This window comes from Gemmatimonadota bacterium, from assembly GCA_016712265.1.
Taxonomy (GTDB): domain Bacteria; phylum Gemmatimonadota; class Gemmatimonadetes; order Gemmatimonadales; family Gemmatimonadaceae; genus RBC101.
In genome coordinates this window covers 281,187-299,349 of record JADJRJ010000029.1, presented here as the reverse complement: position 1 = coordinate 299,349, position 18,163 = coordinate 281,187, and the positions used below count along the sequence as shown (strand labels likewise).

The following is an 18,163-nucleotide window of genomic DNA, read 5'->3' as shown; positions in this document are numbered from 1 at the left end:
GAAAAGAGGGAGCAGAGGACAAGTAGGGGCCTCACGGGGGGCCTGGGACGGCCCCCGCGAGTCGTCTAGCGCCTGCCCGCGACCGGCCGCGCCGCGGCGGGGGCGGACTTTTCGGCCGGCAGTTCGATCTCGGCGAAGGAGACGTCGTGGCCGCGCGCCTTCAGCGCTGCCACGAGGCCGCCCTTGTCCGGCGCTCGCAGGTAGGCCTCCTGCGGCTCCACTTCGCCCCGGTCCACCAGGCCAATCAGCGCATCCATCATCGTCACCATGCCGAGTCGCTTGGACGTCTGCATGATCGACTGCATCTGAAAGGTTTTTCCCTCCCGGATCAGGTTCGACAATGCGGGGGTGACCAGGAGGATCTCCATGGCCGCCACGCGGCCGCCTCCGACCTTCCGGCACAACGTCTGCGAAATCACCCCGCGGAGCGATTCGGACAACATCACGCGAACCTGCGCTTGTTGGTCCGGCGGAAACTGGTCGATGATCCGGTCGACGGTACTTGGCGCCGTGGACGTGTGGAGGGTGCCAAACACGAGGTGCCCGGTCTCGGCCGTCTCGATGGCGATCGACACGGTCTCGAGATCGCGCAACTCGCCCACCAGCACCACATCCGGATCCTCGCGTAACGCGGCGCGCAGCGCCTGCTTGAACGACTTGGTGTGCAGCCCGACCTGACGTTGGGTCACCAGGCATCCCTTGCTCTGGTGCACAAACTCGATGGGGTCTTCGATCGTGATGATGTGATCGCGGCGCGAGGTGTTCACGAGGTCGACGAGCGCGGAGAGCGTGGTCGACTTCCCGCTCCCCGTGGGGCCGGTCACAAGGACGAGCCCCTTGGACAGCTGGGTCAGGGCGCGCACCTCGTGGCTCAAGCCGAGTTCGTCCGCCGTGATGATCCGGCTGGGGATGGCACGCGTCACCAGCCCAGGGCCACCGCGATCCACGAAGGCATTCACGCGAAAGCGGCCGATCCCCGGGAATTCATAGGCAAAGTCGGCGTCGCCCGTCGCCTCGAACTCACGGCGGACCTCTTCGTCCATGATCGCGTGCAGCATGGCCCGCATCCGCTCGGCCTCGATCGGCGCCTCGTCCTCGATCGCCCGCACGTCGCCACTCTGCCGAAACATCGGGAAGGCGTCCGTTCGCAGATGGAGATCGGACGCCCCTGCCTGCATCTGCTTGCCCATCAGGCGCTGGATATCGGCGAGCGCCTCGGGAAACACCGGGGCGCCGGGATCAATGATCAGCGGTGCCTGCGGCGCGCTGACCAGCGACTCTTCCACGCGCAGCGCCGGACGTGCCTCGCGAACGGTCGCGCGGGCCCCTTCGTCCGCGCGGGCCAGGTGCACCTCGAAGGTGCGTGATCCAACCGGGAGCCACGTATCCAGCTGCCCCGTGGACTCGAATGTTGCCATGGCGAACGGCGGGACCAACTGCGCCACGGTATTGCGCCACGAGTCGGCCGAGATTGGCCCCTTGGTAAGCGGGACCTGGGCTCCGTCGCGCTCGAGCATGATCGGCGCGTCGGCGACCAGGTGCAGGGTCCCGCCGGGGCGTTGCCCAGAACGTCGAGAAGCCGCTGGATCTGGGACATCAGGCGAGGTGCTCCACGTGAACGATGGCGTCGCGGTTGATGAAGATCACCCCCTGCGCCGTGTACAGCTGAACAAAGCGGGCCGGGATCTTGTTGAGGTAGTCCAGGACGCGCTGGTTGGCCGTCGCCTGCTCAATGAACACGGTCCCGGAATAGAGCTCACCGTCGGTCACCGTGACGGCGACGTCCGCCCGGGCGCCCAGGGCCCAATCGGGCTCCGGTACGTCTTCCGTGGGCACCACGACCTCACGGATGTGGGCCTTGGCGCACAGCAGGGTGCGTCCCGTGAGGGTGGCCAGCGGAAAGAACGGTTCCGGCGAATTCAGGACGTCCGGCACCTCTTCGTGCCCCGAGGGGGTGCGGGCATTGCTGACCACGAAGAGATCGCCCGTCAGGCGCTCTCCGCGTTCCGTCACCACAATGACCGGGAGACGGGTCTTCTCGATGTGGAAGTCGTTGACGATCGTCCACATGGGTGATGAGCGCGACATGGCAGGTGAAGGACGCCTGGAACGCGTCCGGTGTCACCCGGAGTATCGGCCGTATCGCCTGAACCCGTGACCCAGGGCGTGAGCGAACCCACACCGAGCAGGGTCAATCCGGTGATGCAGCACACACCGCCGCGGCGTCAGGGATGCCCCCCCTGACAGATTTCCTCCCGCTCGATCTGCAGGGTGACGTGTCGGATGCCGAAGGCGCGCATGGCTTCCACAGCTTCCTCGAGCACCCCCTGGTGTCGCTCCGCCGTGGGGACAATGGCGTGGGCGCTCATCGCAATGAGCCCCGTTGTCACCGTCCACACATGGAGGTCGTGGACACCGGCGACCCCGGGCAAGGCCTCCAGTCGCGCCCGGATGGCACCTAACGACAGGTGGGATGGGGTGGCTTCCAGCAGGACATCGACGCTTTCCCGCACCAGGCGCCAGGCAGAGCGCACGATCAGCAGGGTGACGGCCATGGAGACGATGGGATCCGCGGCGACCCAGCCAGTCCGCCGGATCACGAGGGCAGCGGCGACGGTACCGACCGAGCCCAGCAGGTCTCCCATGACGTGCAGGTAGGCCCCGCGCACGTTCAGGCTGTGGTGATGCCCCGCATGCAGCAGCCGCGCGCACACCGCGTTCGCCACGAGCCCGGCGAGGGCCACCGCCAACATGGTCCCGGTGTCCACCGGCTCTGGGGTGTGGAGCCGTCCCACGGCCTCAACGACGATCCCGGCCGAGACCACGAGCAGCACACTCCCGTTGATCAGCGCGGCGAGGATCTCCCAGCGCAGGTACCCGAAGGTCTTCTCCGGGGTGGTGGGCTTGCGGCTGAACCAGGCGACAAACAGCGAAAGGGCCAATGCGCCGGCATCGGTCAGCATGTGTCCGGCGTCGGCGAGCAAAGCGATGGAATTCGCCAGGTACCCGCCGACCACTTCCGCGATGAAAAACGCCACCGTGATCGCCAGGGCCCACGTCAAGGCACGTCCGTGGTCGTGGGACGCGTGATCGTGCGGGTGATCGTGGTGGGAGTGGTGGTGCACGCGGGGAGTGAACGGGGTCAAAGTCCACCGGACAGCTAGCCACCTCCCGTGGGGCCCGCAAGGGGATGCAAGCGGCCGCGCCCGCCTCACGTCGCGGCCACGGGGGCAGTAAACTACCTGTCGTGAGTCGCGCACTCCTTATCATCGTCCTCCTCCTCCTCAACGGCTTCTTCGTCGCGGTGGAGTTCGCCCTGGTTCGTGCTCGTCGCACCCGTCTCGAAGGGATGGTGCGCGGCGGGGACCGCCTCGCGAAGGCGGCGCTGCACGCCACTTCGCCGCAGATGCTCTCTCGCGTCCTCTCGGCCGGGCAGCTCGGGATTACGCTCGCGTCCCTCGGCCTGGGGTGGGCCGCCGAAGACGCCTTGGGGGTCGTGTTCGAGCATTGGTTTGCGAGCCTGCCGGTGGCGCTGGATGCCGGGATCCGCGTGAGCCTCGGCGCAGCGGTCGCCCTGATCTTCGCGACCTACCTCCACGTGGTCTTCGGCGAGTTGGCTCCGCGCGCCGCGGCGCTGAACCACCCCGAGATCGCGGCGAAGTGGCTCGCCCCGCTGATCCTGGGCTTCACCTGGCTGACGACGCCGTTCAACTGGCTGTTGAACAGTTCCGCGGATCTCGTCCTCAAGCTGTTCGGGCAGCGTGCCCAGGTCGAGGAGCACTCGGTGCACTCCCCCGAGGAACTCCGCATGATCGTGGAGCACTCGGAAGAGGGTGGAGCGATCGAGGCCGGCGACGCCGAGCTGATCGAGGGGGTCTTCGAGTTCAGTGAGAAGAATGCCCGGGAGGTGATGACGCCGCGCACCAACGTTGTCGCCCTGCCGGTGGAGGCCACGCTGAATGAGGCGTGCGACGTGGTTGAGGAGAGCAATTTTTCGCGCTTCCCGGTGTTCGATGGGTCACTGGACAACGTGGTGGGGCTGGTGCTCGCGAAGGACCTGCTGCGTGAGGTCCGTCGCCCGGCGGCGTCGTTCGACCTGCGGCGCTTCATGCGCGAGGTGCACGTGGTCCCCGGCTCGCGCGAGGTGGAAGAGGTCTTGTCCGACTTCAAGCGGCGCAAGGAACACCTGGCCGTCGTCCTCGATGAATTCGGCGGCACGGCCGGCATTGTCACGATGGAGGACCTTCTCGAGGAGATCGTCGGCGAGATCCTCGATGAACATGACGAACCCGAGCGGCGGGCGCTGGAAGGGACGGCGGGCGAGACGCTGGTCCCCGGGGAGACGCACATCGTTGAGGTGAACGAGCATTTCGGCCTGGAACTCGCCGACGACGACTACACGACCATCGGCGGCTTTGTGTTCGGGGCCCTCGGGCGCCTGCCAGTGGTGGGCGACCGCGTCGCGACCCCGGGGGCCCAGCTCTCGGTGCGCGAAATGGAGGGCCGGCGCATCAAGACCGTCGCCCTGGAGCGCCCGCCGCTCGCCTAACGCTGCATCATCTCCCGCGCGACGCGGATCGCCTCGCGCATGCTCCCCGCGTCCGCGACCCCGCGGCCGGCGATGTCGAGCGCTGTGCCATGGTCGGGCGAGGTCCGGGGAAAGGGCAGTCCCAGGGTGACGTTCACGGCCTGGCCGAAACTCGCGACCTTGATGGCGGTCATCCCCACGTCGTGATATGGGGCGATCACCGCGTCGAATTCGCCGCGCATGGCGCGCACGAACACGGTGTCCGCCGGGAACGGACCGGCCACGCCTAACGCGACCGCCAGCGGGCGGAGGATGGTGTCATCCTCGGTGCCGAAGCGCCCCCCGTCCCCGGCGTGCGGGTTGAGCGCGCACAGGGTCAGGCGCGGTGCAGCCAATCCAAACCATCGGGTGAGGCCGGCGCGCGTCACCTCGACGGCTCGCGTGATGGCCGTTGCGGTCACCGCGCTCGGTACGTCGCGCAGAGGAATGTGCGTCGTGGCCAGGACGACCCGCAGCCGGTCCGAAGCGAGCATCATCGCCGTCTCGCACCCGGTGAGCGCGGCGAGCATCTCGGTGTGCCCCGGAAAGTCGTACCCCCCGGACAGCAGCGCGGCCTTGTCGATCGGTGCGGTCACGATCGCATCGACGGCACCGCTGCGCGCCAGCTCGACCGCCCGTTCGATGGCGCGACCGGCGAGCGTTCCCGCCGTGGCGACGGAAGCGGTCGGTGTCCATTGGCCGACCGACTCATGTACATCGACGCCCGTGCCGGTCGGTCCCACGAGGACAACGTCGATCTCGCCGACCTCGCGTCCCCCAGCCAGTGCCTTCGCGACAATTTCCGGTCCGATCCCGCGCGGGTCCCCCAGGGTGACGGCGACGCGCGGCCGACGTGCGGGCATCACGGTTTCGCCGCGACCTTCTCCTCGAGCATCACGGTCACGAAGGTCTCGCGCCGGAGAGCATCGAGCAGGCGCCGCATCGACTTTTCCTCGCTGAGCTGGTCCCGGATCTGGTTGCGCAGGTCCTGCACCGTGTACTCGCCCTCGTCCGCCGCCGTGATCAACTGCGCAATGACAAACTTGGGAACGCCGCGCCGTGGATCCTCGACGGCAAACGGGCCGATGTAGTCCCCCGGTCCCTTGCCCTTGAAGGCTTCCTGGTATGACTCCGGCATCCGCCCGCGTTCGAACGGCTCCAGCACCCCGCGCATCTCGTCGGAGGCAAGGTCATGGTACCGCGCGACCAGGGTGTCGTAGTTCGCGCCCGTCCGCCACAAGCCGAGGACCGAGTCGGCGAGCACCGAGGCCCGCGTGACATCAGCGGTGTCGAGTTCCGGCTTGATCAGGATGTGTCGCGCCTTCCGCTCGGACGGGTTGATGCGGTCGACCCGGATGATGTGAAAGCCGTACTGCGTTTCCACGATCGGGCTGACCTGGCCGGCGGCGAGGTAGAACATCATCTGGTCGAAGGCGGGCACCATCGCCCCGCGTCGGTTCCATCCAAGGTCCCCGCCCTGCACCGCGGATCCGGAGTCCTGCGACACGCGCTTGGCGATCTTTTCGAAGTCCCCACCCCCCAGCACTTCCTTCAGGACGGTGTCGGTCTTTTCGTAGGCCGCCTTGCGCGCCGCCTCGGACGGCATCGTGGGGATCACGAGCTGCCGGAAGGTGACCGTTGCGGGGCGTTTGGGGAGTCGCTCTTTTTCCCGCGCGAAGGCGTCGCTGATTTCGGCCTCGGATACGCCGACCGTGACCATCTTCCCATCCTGCCGCAGCTTCTGGACGAGCTTCTGCTGGAGGGAGGCGCGGCGCGCCTGGTCCATCATCCAGCGACGGTATTCCTCCACCGTGCCGAACCCGTCGTTCTTGAGCGCGGCGGCCAACTCGGCGTCCGTCTTGAAGTTGGTGCGCAGCTGGGCGAACCGCTTGTCGACGTTGTCCTGCAGGTCCGTATCGGCCACGACGATCGCCGTGTCCAGTCGCGCCTTCTGCACCATCACTTCCACGTCGACCATCTCGTTCAGGACCAGGAGCGCGAACTTCTTCTGCTCCTCGGGGTCTTCGGGCACCGGCACCCCCTGGGCGCGCCGGATGTTGACCTGTTCGAGCACCTCACTCCAGAGAATGGGCGTGGTCCCGATCACCGCGACGATGCGGTCGATGTCGATCTTCAGGCCGGGAGCGGTCGTGGAATCCTGGGCCCCCGCGGAGGCGGCGGCGAGCAGGATGGCGAGCCCGGCGCCAGCAAGGCGTTTCATGCGTGGGATTACCCCGTTGTTGCGGTGGCGTGCCCTTGGTGAGACACGGGACACGGGGCGACCGGTTGCCGGCGCCCCGCATCCCCGCGTGGGTGTTACGGCTGCTTTGTGGTGTCCGGGGCGCCCGGCATCGGAACCGCCGACGGCGGCGTCGCCGCGGCGCGCGACGAATCTTCCTTGGCGCGAATAACCTGGGCGGCGGCTACCGCGCGGTCCAGCCCGGCCGAGTTCACCTTCCAGTCGTACTTCTTGCGCAGGGCCTGGGCCAGCGGCGACGGAACTTCGACGAACTGTTCTTCGCCCTTCACGAGGCGGTCGAAGTAGGAGTCGACCCGCGCCGGGATAAAGCGCTGCTTTTCCGCCGGCGTCTTGGCGCTGTCAGCCACCATGGCCGGGGCGATGCGCAGCCCGGCCCAGGCATTGGCCAGGATGGCCGCAAACGACCGATACACTTCGGCGGTCTCGGACGAGTCCATCGTCACCTTCGCGCTGTCCGCCGCGGCGAGGATGAGTTCGCTGCGGAGCAGGTTGCGAATGAAGATGTCGAACAGGGAGTCGGGCGCCTGTGCGATCTGGCCACGAATCTGGTCCGGGTTGGGCGCGCTGGAAATCCAGCGGGCAAACTGGCTGGCCTTGTACGTGCCGAGCCGCGACTTGGCGAGGGCCGTTCCGTCCTTCTCATGGCTCGCCGGATCCGTGGCGACCGCTTTCATCGTGCGGGCGACGGTCGGTTCGACCGTGATCTTCGCCCCGTTCTCCAGGTTCGTGATGTAGGTCGACTCGGCGACCACGCGGCTCCGCTGCACGTACTGCTGCTTGAACGCGTCGGCGACTTCCTCGTACGTCGAGCGGCGGATGATGTGAAACCCGAACTCGGTCTTCACCGACCCGATCTCGCCCGGCTTGAGGGCCGCGACGCCCTGGGAGAACGCCGGCACCATGGCACCCGGGGCAAACACGCCGAGGTCACCGCCTTGATCTTTCGTGCCATCCGAGCCGTATTGCTTGGCGAGGGCGGCGAAGTTCGCGCTGGTGGTGCGTGCGAGGACGCCTTGCGCCTTCTTGGTGATCGAGTCGCTCCCGGTGGCCTGTTGTTCGGCCGGGATGGCGAAGAGGATGTGGCGGGCGGCGAGGAGGTCACCGGCGGCGTACTTGGCGGCCATGTTGCTCGTGTCCGCGACCCACCCGGCGGCGAGCTGCGTGTAGAACTTCTGCTGCTTCGACTGGGTGAAGACGGGCCACATCACGTCGTCGATCAGCTTCTTGTCGGTGAGCGAGTCTTCCGCGGCAGCGGAGGCACCAAGGAGATGGTAGTTCACCCACGCATCCGCGATGCTCTGGGCAACTTCGCGCCGCACCGGGACCTGCGACTTGCCCATCATATCCGCCATCCGCTGGACGGAGAGTTCCTGGGAACCGGCGCTGGCGACGACATCGACATGCGCGGTCAGGGCCTCCTTGAGGCCGTCGCAGGCGGTGATGGACGCCAGCAGGACAAGACCGGACCAACGAGTGCGATTCATGGGACGAAGAAGGGTGCGAGGAAGCCTTCGGGAGGAGCCTGAGCAGCGGCGACCTCGGGCCTCCCCCCGAAGACGAGCCCCCGTGAGTCCCCTATTCCGGCCGCAACAGTTGCAGTGCGCGGACCAGGCCGTCCAGGATCGGCGACCCGCCCAGGCGCGACAACTTGAGCGACAGCGGGTGGGGCCGCCGCACATCCGCCCGGAACTGTACCTCGCCAAAGGCCGTGGAAAGCGCCTTGAGCCGGGGAACCACAGAGTCGCGGAAGTTAACACGGGCTTCGTCCCCGTGCACCATGATCCCCTCGATCCCCAGGCGCCCCCCGACCAGGCGCAGGACGGCCACCGAGATCAGGTTGACGACCGTCGGGGGTAGCCGCCCAAACCGGTCCCGAATCTCGGACCGGAGCCCGTCGATCTCGGCAGCCGACGTCGCGGCGTTCAAGCGGCGATAGAGGTCCAGCTTGGCATCCTGCGACGGGACATAGTCATCGGGGATGTACGCGGGGGCGTCCAGCGAGACATCGGTCGGCTGGGCGGTCGGCTTTTCTTCGCCGGCCTCGATCCGTTTGACAGCCTGCTCCAGCATCCGGAGGTACAAGTCGAATCCGACCGCATGCACGTGCCCGGACTGTTCCGCGCCGAGCAGGTTCCCGGCCCCACGTAGCTCCATGTCCTTGAGGGCAACGCGATACCCGGCACCCAGTTCTGTGTGGTGTTCCAGGACCTTCAGCCGACGCTCGGCATCCTCATCGATCAGGTCCGGCACGACGAGGTAGCAGTACGCGCGCCGATGCGATCTCCCCACCCGTCCCCGCAACTGGTACAGCTGGGCGAGGCCAAAGTGATCCGCCCGGTTGATGAACATCGTGTTCGCGTTCGGCACATCGAGTCCCGATTCCACGATGAGGGTCGAGACCAGGACGTCGACCTCACCGGTCACAAACCGCCGCATGACCTCCTCGAGCTCCTTCTCGCGCATCTGGCCATGCCCCACCGCGATGCGTGCCGTCGGCACCACCCGCTGCAGGTGATCGGCGAGGGCCAGGATCGTCTCGATGCGATTGTGCACAAAGAACACCTGCCCGCCACGATCGATCTCGCGGGCGATCCCTTCCTCGATCAACCCGTCATCCCAGGGTTCCACGAACGTGAGGACCGGCGATCGATCGCGCGGCGCGGTTTGCATCAACGTCATGTCCCGCAACCCAGCCAGCGAGAAATGCAGGGTCCGCGGGATCGGAGTGGCGGTCAGGGTCAACACGTCGGTCGCCAGCTTGAGCGCCTTGAGCTTCTCCTTGTGCTTGACGCCAAAGCGATGTTCTTCGTCCACCACGATCAACCCCAGCGCGGCGAAATGCACGTCGTCGCTGAGCAGGCGGTGCGTCCCGATGACAATGTCGATCTTCTGCTCCTTCAGCTCGATGAGGACTTGCGCCTGGTCCTTCGTGCCCTGGAAGCGGCTCATCGCTGCGATGCGGATGGGAAAGTCCGCCATGCGTTCCGTGAAGGTGCGATAGTGCTGCTCGGCCAGGATCGTCGTGGGGACAAGCACGGCGACCTGCCGGCCGCTTTGCACGGCCTTGAACGCCGCGCGAATCGCGATCTCCGTCTTGCCGTAGCCAACGTCGCCAACGAGCAGACGGTCCATGGGGCGGTCGCCTTCCATGTCCGCCTTGAAGTCGACCGTCGCCTTGCGCTGGTCCGGGGTATCCTCAAAGAGGAAAGCAGACTCCAACTGGCGCTGCCACGCCGTGTCCGTCGCGTGGGGCGGGCGGGTGGCCATCTTCCGCCGCGCGTAGAGGTCGAGGAGCTCGTGCGTCATCGCCTCGATCGCCATGCGCGTGCGATCGCGCTGCGCCGTCCAGCGCTTGCCTCCGAGCTTGTGGAGCTTGGGGGGCGGCGCATCATCACCGACATCCACGCCGCTCCGGTACCGCTCGACCTGGTCGATGCGGTACAGCGGGACGTTGAGGCGATCCCCCCCCTCGTACTCGATGACAGCCACTTCGATAGTGCTCTCGCGCACGAAGATCTGCTCGATGCCGCGATAGATCCCGACCCCGTGCTCGAGGTGCACGACGAAGTCCCCGGGGCGAAGCGCCGTGACGGCTTCGAGGGCCGTCGCCGTTGCGTAGCGGCGCGCGCGGCGCAGCCGGCGGTCGCGACGGAAGATCTCGTGATCGGTGAGGACCCGGAGCCCGCTCGAATCCCCCGATCCGTCCACCCGTCGTGTGCCGGGGGGGATCACAAAGCCGCCGTGCAGCACGCCGATGGTCAAGGCGGCTGGTGACGGACGGAACTCGTCCTCGTTCAGCAGTTCGTCGAGTCGCTCGGCCTGCCCGGCGTTGTCACACAGGATCACCGTGGGCATGCCGTCCCGCACGACGCGACGCAGGAGCCGCACATCACGCGAGATGTTGTCAGGTGCGCGGATGGGAAATGGGATTGCCGAGGCCTCGGTGGCACTCACCATCGCCACCCGCGCGCACCGCCCCAGCAGGGCGAGCAAGGCCTCCGGGGCCACAAACGCTTCCTCGCGTGCGACCACGTCGTCACCCCGCCGACGCACGACGTCCTCGTGGTGCAGCGCCTCCTGCCACGTGCGGTTCAGCTCGGGGGCCAGGTGCGCTTCGTCCGGGAGCACGAGGAGCGTGTCCGGCGGGAACAGCGAGGCCACGGTGACGCGGCCCGAGCCTGGCGCGGCCCGCACGCCGGCGCCGTCCACGGGAAGGATCACCACGCGTTCTGCCGGTCGCGTCGTGCGTTGGGAGCCAATGTCGAAGTGCCGCAATTCGGCGATTTCGTCGCCCCAGAACTCGAGGCGCACCGGCTCGGACATCCCATACGAGTAGATGTCGACGATCCCCCCGCGCACGGCAAATTGGCCGACGTCATCGAGCAATGTCACGCGCTCAAAGCCCGTCGCCTCCAGGTGCGCCACCAGCTCGTCGAGGCGTCGCGACTCCCCGGCACGCACTTCCAGCCGGGCGACGCCTAACGCGGACGGCAACCCCGTCTGCTCCAGCAGCGCACGCGCCGTCGTCAGCAGCACACGCACGTCGCCGCGCAGGACCCGCTCCAGCGTCTCGACCCGTTCGCCGGCAATCTCGGCGTGGGGTTCCTCGACGCCGAACCCCTCGCGCGGCGGGTACAGTGCGGCGGGCCCCGCCCCCATCAACAGGTCCAGGTCGGCCAACCAGCGCTCCGCATCCGCCACCGAGTCGGCGACCACGACCAGGAAGTGGTTGGGACGGTGCTCGGCCAGGGCGGCCACCAGCACTGCGTCGGTAGAGCCCACCAGGCCCGTGACTGGCACCCGCCCCCCTGGGGGGGGCAGCTCCGCCAACAGCCTGCCGAACGGCGCCAGCCGTTCGAAGGCGTCCAGCACAACCGGCAGCGGCATCAGCCCGTGGCTTCGCGTTCGGTACGGCGAACGACCCACGCCTCGGCCGCCAGCAGCGCCAGCGCGAGGAGCAACAGCGGGAGCTGCAACGGACGCTTTGACCCCGAGGAGAAGAGGGACGCCTTGAACGCCGCAGGGTCCGCCGTGGCCGCCACCGACGCGCCCCGAATGCGTTCCTTCAGCAGGGCAGGCTCCAGTCGCCTCAGGTCGGACTCCTGCGGCTCGGGATTCACCACCAGCGCCCCAATGCGCTCGGCGCCGGCTCGCAGGAAGTAGACCCCGGGACGCGCCGGCACCCGAACCGACGCGGCCGCACGCGTCACCTGTCCATCCGGTGCCTCGATCCCATCGGTGCCCAGCGGCAAACGGACGGTAGCACCGGGGGCGGCAGCGACCACCGTGGTCGCATCACCGGCGAGACGCTGCGCCACGACATCGCCCAGCCAGGGGACGAACCCCGCGGACACGGGGAGGTTGGTCGCCGCCGGATCGAGGGCCGACCCGATGAGCACGTACCCTGGCCCAGCCACGACCCACGCGTCGCCGCCCGCACTCGCGAGGGTGTCCGCGACCGCGCCCGCCTGGGCAACCAATGGATACCGAGCCAGGACGCGCACGCCGTCAAAGCGGCCACCACGGGCGCCGGTCTCGTCGCGGCGCACTCCGCCGAACCGCCATGGTACCCCAAGGCGTTCCAGGGTGCGGTTCGCTGTGCCGATCCGTGTCGGGTCGGACGGGGCGACGAGCAGCGCCGGGAGACGTGTTGCCACGTCGGCCGAGGCAATCACGACGTCGCCACCCATGGTGACCCGCTGGCTCTGGACGAGTGCCTCCACCGCGGTACGGAGGAATGCTCCTGCGGAGGGATCCGGCAGGACCCGTGGCGCTGCGCCTGCCCAAACGGCAAAGTGCCTCGCGTCATCTCCGCGCAGCTCGTCAGCCTCCAGCTCCACGACACCGGCCCGCCATCCCGGCTCCGCCGAGGTGCCATGCACGGTCAGGTCTTCCCCGCCCCGCGCCGTCCCGCTCGCCAGTCGCTGGGTGCCTAACGCGATTCGGTACGTCGCCGAGTCCGAGCCCGCGGACCGCGCCACGACCGAGCCACGCGGCGTCCAACGGGCCGGCCGGGCGTCCGCCTGCACGATCGCCCGGTTCGAGATCACGGGCAACACCGGCGCGAGCACGGAGACGGCGACCGCGCCGACCGCCACCGTCCCATCCCAGGCACTTGCCTGGCCGTCGGTGACCACCACGACCTGCTGCGCGCCGAGACCGGCACCGGCGACAAGTCCTGTCGCACGGGTGATCGCCGTGGCAAGGTCGCCCCGACCCGTCAGCGCATCCGCCCGATCGATCGCGTCAAGCACCTGCTCCCGCGAGCCACCCACGACCTGGCCATCCGCCGTTACCAGCCAGATCCGGTCGGACCCGGTGGCGGCGGACGCGGCCTGCCGCGCCGCCGACCTGAGCGTTGCGAGCACCGGCTCGCCGCTGACAATCGCCGAGGTGCTGAGCGAATTGTCGAGGACGATCGCCATCGCCGTGGGCACATGCCCGGCGCCGAAGAACGCACCGAGGGGTCGCGCCGCGGCGAGGGCCAGCATCAGGACGGCCAGCACGCGCAACACCATCAACAGCAGGTTGCGCATCTTGAGCTGCCGCACGTTCTCGCGCTCGGCGCGGGCCAGGTACGCCACCGCCGGAAAGTCCACCTCGGAGTGAATGCGTCGACGCAGCAGGTGCAGGACCAGGGGAACGGCCGCACCAACGCCGAGCAACAGGAGCAACGGCTGAAGGAAACTCACGGAAGTCGCTGCCTCGCGGCAAACGCCTTGCGCAGCGGCACGCCGAACGGCTCGTCGGTGAAGACCACTTCGTAGGACACCCCAAGAGCGGAGAGGCGGTCCCGCCATTCCTGGATCGCCCGGTCCACCGTGCGCCGATACGCCTCGCGCACTTCCGAGGCCGTCGCCGGCACCTTGAGGTTTGTCTCCGTATCGGCAAAGACACCCTCGGGCACCAGGTCCAGCTCACGCTCGGACCGGTCGAGGATGTGCAGGACCGTCACGTCATGGCCACCGGCGCGCACCGCCCGGAGCCCGGCCATCGTCGCCTCGGGGTCCACGAGCAGGTCGCTGACCAGAATGACGATCCCCGGGCGCGAGACCATGCGACCGGCATGCATCATCGCCGTCCCCATCTGGGAATCCCCGCCGCCGCCGGGCTCCTCCAGTGCCTTCATCAGTCGGCGCCAGTGGATGGTCCGGGCCTTCGGAGGGATCACGCTCCGCACCTGGTCGTCGTAGCGGACCAGCCCGACGGCGTCCTTCTGCTTGAGGAGGAGGAGGCTGATGGACGCCACGATCTGCTCGGCGTACTGGAGCTTGGTGATCCCCGTGGTCTTGCCCTTCCAGTCCATCGACTTCGAGACGTCCAGGACGATCGCCGCGCGGAGGTTGGTCTCCTCCTCGAACTGCTTGATCATCCACTTGTCCGCCCGGGCAACGACCTTCCAGTCCATATACCGGAGGTCGTCCCCCGGCTGGTACTGGCGGTACTCGGCGAATTCGACGCTGAAACCTTTCCGGGGGCTCCGGTGTAGCCCCTGCAGAAATCCCTCGACGACCCACCGCGCAACGATCTCCATGCGGCCGAGGGAGGCCACTTGAGCGGGGTCCAGCTGGTCGGCGCGGGGGTTCCGGACGGTTTCCATAGAAGGGGCGGAAGGTAGGGGCGGGACGCGGCTGGTGGGAGGGCAAGGGAAAAACCGGTGGCGCATCGGGCGCCGACCGATACCTTAGAGAGGCGGTCCGGGGACGTACCTGAAAGACGGGGTAGTCGTCGAACACCACACGGAGAGGGAGATCAAACCATGCGACGCTTGAGATTCGCGATGGGCCTGGGGGCCTTGTTGGCCGCCCCGCTGCTCGCGCAGAACACCGTGCGCTGGAACGATGTGGTCCGCTCGCTGGATCCCCTGGACGGCGACCCGCCGGCCGTGAAGGTGTGGCTCGACCAGCGCGTGGCCAGCTGGGGCCAACCGATCCGTGTGGGATTCCGGGTTGAGGAGGACGCCTTCGTCGTCGTGGCGCGCGTGGATAATGACGGGCGCCTCACTGTGCTCTTCCCCGCCGGCCGGACTCGCGCCGCCGAAGTGAAGGGCGGCGAGGACAACTTCATCCGGTCCAATCGCCTGGGCGGTGCGACCTTCGCCTCCGGTGAGTATCCCGGGGCCACCGGCTACGTCTTCGCCATCGCCAGCCGCACCCCGATGGACCTGACTCGCCTGCGATCCAATGACTTTTCTGCGTGGGTCACTGGAGTGCCACGGAGCGCGCCTGTCTCGCGCTACAACGGTGACCCGTACCGCGTCATCCAACGCTTCGCTCGTGTAGTCGCGTACGGCGACGCCGCCGAATTCGACTATGACCTGGAGTATTACTCGGTCGACCAACCGACCTTCGTGACGACCAGCAGCTACTGCGGCTATGGGAACATGGGCTCCGCCATGTGGCGCACGCCCAGAGCCGGATGGTGGAACCGCGGCCTGATGTTCGACGAATACGACCCCGTCTCCAGCTATGGCGGCTGGAATGGCTGCTCGCCGAACTTCAACTGCCTGATGCCAACGCTCGGGATGTGGGGACTCGGGGTGCCGTACTTCTTCTACGGCGCGACCGGGTATGGGTGCGGCCTCACCCCAACTCAGGTGGCCACCACGGGGACGACCGGCGTACCGCCGGTCGCTCCTCCGCTGGACAGTCCGCCGGTCAACCCGTGGGCCCCCGACTCGATCTCGCGGCCAAACGTTGACAAAGGAACCAACGCGGACGGCCAGAATGCCAACGGCCCGCACATCATGATGGATCGGCCGAACCCGGTTCCGGGGACCTGGAACGACCGGGACGACCTTTCCTTCTCGATCCCGTCGCGCGCGCTTCGCGCGATGCGCGGTGCCAACCGCACGGACAATGGGGCCACGCCGATCAGTGCGCCGGGAGCCAACGCCAGCGGCCCGATCCCAATGCCTGATCGGCCGACGATCGAGAATGCCCCGCAGCCCACGATTGACTGGGTGCGGCCGCCGCGGTCGTTCGACGCCCCGCCACGCGACCCGGTGGATCGCATGCCGTCGCTCGGTGGACGCCGCACCGCCGTCGCTCGCGGTGAGGACATGCCTGGCCGGCCCATCGGTCGGAATGACATCGGGCCGCCGCCCCGCATGGGCTCGCCCATGTTCGATCGGGAGCCGGGCCGGAACTCCGGCTTTGTCCCGATGATCCGCTCCTCCGATGGAGGCCCCCGCTGGAACAGCGGGACCAGCGGCGGCGGCATGTACAGCCCGCCCGCATCATTCGGTGGGGATGGGCGCCCAATGGGCGGCCAGGTGTACACCGGGTCGAGCACCCCTGCACCGATCTCGACCAGCACATCGGGCTCGAGCGGCACCACGGGCACGAGCGCGCCCCCGATCCCGCCGAGCGGGTCGAGCAGCTCCGGCACCTCGGGGTCCTCCGGCAGCGAGAAGAAGCCGCAGTAGCTGCAACATCGCCATTCGGGCGACGAAGGGGTCCTGCGCTGAACGCGCGGGACCCCTTCTGCTAGATTGGTGGGCTGTCCCAAGTCCCCGCACCGCAGGCTACTCGTGAAGCTCGACCAGATTCGCAACTTTTGCATCGTCGCCCACATCGACCACGGCAAGTCGACCCTTGCCGACCGGCTCATCGAGGCGACGGCGACGCTGGAGAAGCGCGCGATGAAGGCCCAGGTACTGGACACGCTCGACCTCGAGCGGGAACGCGGCATCACCATCAAGCTGAACGCGGTCCGGATGGGGTACACCGCTCCGAGCGGACAGTCGTACGAGTTGAACCTCATCGACACCCCCGGGCACGTCGACTTTACCTACGAGGTGTCGCGATCGCTGGCCGCCTGCGAGGGGGCCATTCTGGTCGTTGATGCGTCGCAGGGCATCCAGGCGCAGACGCTGTCCAACCTGTTCCTCGCCCTGGACGCCGGACTGGAGATCATCCCGGTCCTGAACAAGATCGACCTGCCGGGCGCAGAACCCGAGCGCCGCAAGCAGGAGGTGCACGACCTGATCGGCGTGGACCCGGACGACATCCTCCTGGTGAGCGCCAAGGAAGGCCTGGGCATCCCCGCCCTGCTGGAGGCCATTGTCAAGCGCGTGCCTCCGCCGAAGGGCGAGCCCGACGCCCCACTGCGGGCCCTGATCTTCGACTCGTATTACGATCGGTATCGCGGCGCCATCCCGTCGATCCGCGTGGTGGACGGGGCGATCAAGCCCGGGATGAAGATCACCTTTGGGGCAAACGATGCCCAGTATGAGGTGAGCGAGGTGGGGTACCTGCAGCTCCGCCAGGTGAAGGCCGAGGTGCTCACCGCCGGCGAAGTTGGGTACGTCCTGGCCAACGTCCGCACGGTGCAGGAGACGCGCGCCGGCGACACCATCTTCGACGCGGTCAACAAGGCCCCGGAGCCCCTGCCCGGCTACAAGGACGTGCACTCGATGGTGTTCGCCGGGATCTACCCGACGGAGACCACGCAGTACGAGGCCCTGCGCGACGCGCTCTCCAAGCTCAAGCTCAACGACGCCTCCCTCAACTACGAACCCGAGACCTCCACCGCCCTCGGCTTCGGCTTCCGTTGCGGGTTCCTCGGCCTCCTGCACATGGAGATCGTGCAGGAGCGCCTCGAACGCGAGTTCAACCTCGACCTCGTCACCACCGTGCCGAACGTGGAATACCACGTGTATCGCACGGACGGCGAAATGGCGTTGATCGAAAACCCCGCGAAGCTCCCCGCCCCCGCAGAAATCGAGCGGATCGAGGAGCCGTATGTGAAAGCGCGCATCGTCTCACCGACGGAGTACATCGGCCCGATCATGACGCTGGGGACCGAACGTCGGGGGGTGTACAACGGGATGCGGTACATCGACACCACGCGCGTCGAGTTTGACTGGGAGTTTCCGCTCGCCGAGATCATCCTCGACTTCTACGACCGACTCAAGACGATCTCCCGCGGCTACGCCTCGCTCGACTACGAGATGGCCGACTACCGGCCGGGGAAGCTCGTGAAGCTCGACATGCTGATCAACGGCGACGTGCTGGACGCGTTCTCCGTGATCATCCACACGGACAAGTCCTACGACTGGGGGCGCAAGATCGCCGACAAGTTGAAGGAGTTGATCCCGCGCCAGCTCTTCGAGGTGATCATCCAGGCGGCGATCGGCACGAAGATCATTGCCCGGACCACGGTGAAAGCCCTGCGCAAGGACGTGCTCGCGAAATGTTATGGCGGCGACATCTCGCGCAAGCGCAAGCTCCTGGAGAAGCAGAAGGAAGGCAAGAAGCGCATGAAGAGCGTGGGGAGTGTCGAAATCCCGCAGGAGGCCTTCCTGGCGGTCTTGCAGGTCGACTAACTGGCGC

At 67.6% G+C, this 18,163-nt stretch carries 12 protein-coding genes; 3 read left to right on the top strand and 9 right to left on the bottom strand.

The window, feature by feature from the left end; all coding sequences use genetic code 11:
* Positions 1 to 65 precede the first annotated feature (65 nt).
* From IPK85_15135 to IPK85_15125, 3 genes are all read right to left on the bottom strand, one after another.
* Entirely contained in the window at positions 66 to 1,190 is a 1,125-nt protein-coding gene (locus IPK85_15135; GenBank protein MBK8248724.1) for a type IV pilus twitching motility protein PilT, read from the bottom strand.
* A 406-nt stretch (positions 1,191 to 1,596) separates the two neighbouring features.
* Positions 1,597 to 2,088: a hypothetical protein gene (locus IPK85_15130; GenBank protein ID MBK8248723.1), complete on the bottom strand. Its 492-nt coding sequence runs from the start codon at positions 2,086 to 2,088 to the stop codon at positions 1,597 to 1,599.
* Positions 2,089 to 2,225: 137 nt separating this feature from the next.
* Complete coding sequence (locus IPK85_15125; GenBank protein MBK8248722.1) at positions 2,226 to 3,062, bottom strand: cation transporter; 837 nt, start codon at positions 3,060 to 3,062, stop codon at positions 2,226 to 2,228.
* Positions 3,063 to 3,247: 185 nt separating this feature from the next.
* Between IPK85_15125 and IPK85_15120 the strand changes: the two genes are divergently transcribed.
* Positions 3,248 to 4,549, top strand: coding sequence for an HlyC/CorC family transporter (locus IPK85_15120; protein ID MBK8248721.1), 1,302 nt, complete (start codon positions 3,248 to 3,250; stop codon positions 4,547 to 4,549).
* Here IPK85_15120 and pdxA read toward each other — a convergent pair.
* From pdxA to IPK85_15090, 6 genes are all read right to left on the bottom strand, one after another.
* On the bottom strand, positions 4,546 to 5,430 hold the full coding sequence (pdxA, locus tag IPK85_15115) for a 4-hydroxythreonine-4-phosphate dehydrogenase PdxA (protein ID MBK8248720.1): 885 nt from the start codon (positions 5,428 to 5,430) through the stop codon (positions 4,546 to 4,548). The genes IPK85_15120 and pdxA overlap by 4 nt on opposite strands.
* Positions 5,430 to 6,788, bottom strand: coding sequence for a peptidylprolyl isomerase (locus IPK85_15110; protein MBK8248719.1), 1,359 nt, complete (start codon positions 6,786 to 6,788; stop codon positions 5,430 to 5,432). The genes pdxA and IPK85_15110 overlap by 1 nt, the downstream gene beginning before the upstream one ends.
* A gap of 95 nt (positions 6,789 to 6,883) precedes the next feature.
* Positions 6,884 to 8,311 carry a peptidylprolyl isomerase gene (locus IPK85_15105; GenBank protein ID MBK8248718.1) on the bottom strand — a complete coding sequence of 476 codons (1,428 nt, stop codon included), beginning with the start codon at positions 8,309 to 8,311 and terminating at the stop codon, positions 6,884 to 6,886.
* Positions 8,312 to 8,402: 91 nt separating this feature from the next.
* On the bottom strand, positions 8,403 to 11,714 hold the full coding sequence (mfd, locus tag IPK85_15100) for a transcription-repair coupling factor (protein ID MBK8248717.1): 3,312 nt from the start codon (positions 11,712 to 11,714) through the stop codon (positions 8,403 to 8,405).
* On the bottom strand, positions 11,714 to 13,519 hold the full coding sequence (locus IPK85_15095; GenBank protein MBK8248716.1) for a BatA domain-containing protein: 1,806 nt from the start codon (positions 13,517 to 13,519) through the stop codon (positions 11,714 to 11,716). The genes mfd and IPK85_15095 overlap by 1 nt, the downstream gene beginning before the upstream one ends.
* Positions 13,516 to 14,427: a DUF58 domain-containing protein gene (locus IPK85_15090; protein MBK8248715.1), complete on the bottom strand. Its 912-nt coding sequence runs from the start codon at positions 14,425 to 14,427 to the stop codon at positions 13,516 to 13,518. Before IPK85_15090 ends, IPK85_15095 begins: the two co-directional genes overlap by 4 nt.
* A gap of 159 nt (positions 14,428 to 14,586) precedes the next feature.
* On the opposite strand from IPK85_15090, the gene IPK85_15085 reads away from it, so the two are divergent.
* Together IPK85_15085 and lepA are read left to right on the top strand one after the other, a co-directional pair.
* Positions 14,587 to 16,254, top strand: coding sequence for a DUF4384 domain-containing protein (locus tag IPK85_15085; protein MBK8248714.1), 1,668 nt, complete (start codon positions 14,587 to 14,589; stop codon positions 16,252 to 16,254).
* Between the two features lie 105 nt (positions 16,255 to 16,359).
* Complete coding sequence (gene lepA, locus IPK85_15080) at positions 16,360 to 18,156, top strand: elongation factor 4 (protein ID MBK8248713.1); 1,797 nt, start codon at positions 16,360 to 16,362, stop codon at positions 18,154 to 18,156.
* Positions 18,157 to 18,163 lie beyond the last annotated feature (7 nt).

Coding starts and splice junctions, on each gene's coding strand:
- IPK85_15135 (MBK8248724.1), bottom strand. CDS start 1,190: ATGGGCAAGCAGATGCAGGCAGGGGCGTCCGATCTCCATCTGCGAACG.
- IPK85_15130 (MBK8248723.1), bottom strand. CDS start 2,088: ATGTCGCGCTCATCACCCATGTGGACGATCGTCAACGACTTCCACATC.
- pdxA (MBK8248720.1), bottom strand. CDS start 5,430: ATGCCCGCACGTCGGCCGCGCGTCGCCGTCACCCTGGGGGACCCGCGC.
- IPK85_15110 (MBK8248719.1), bottom strand. CDS start 6,788: ATGAAACGCCTTGCTGGCGCCGGGCTCGCCATCCTGCTCGCCGCCGCC.
- IPK85_15105 (MBK8248718.1), bottom strand. CDS start 8,311: ATGAATCGCACTCGTTGGTCCGGTCTTGTCCTGCTGGCGTCCATCACC.
- mfd (MBK8248717.1), bottom strand. CDS start 11,714: ATGCCGCTGCCGGTTGTGCTGGACGCCTTCGAACGGCTGGCGCCGTTC.
- IPK85_15090 (MBK8248715.1), bottom strand. CDS start 14,427: ATGGAAACCGTCCGGAACCCCCGCGCCGACCAGCTGGACCCCGCTCAA.
- IPK85_15085 (MBK8248714.1), top strand. CDS start 14,587: ATGCGACGCTTGAGATTCGCGATGGGCCTGGGGGCCTTGTTGGCCGCC.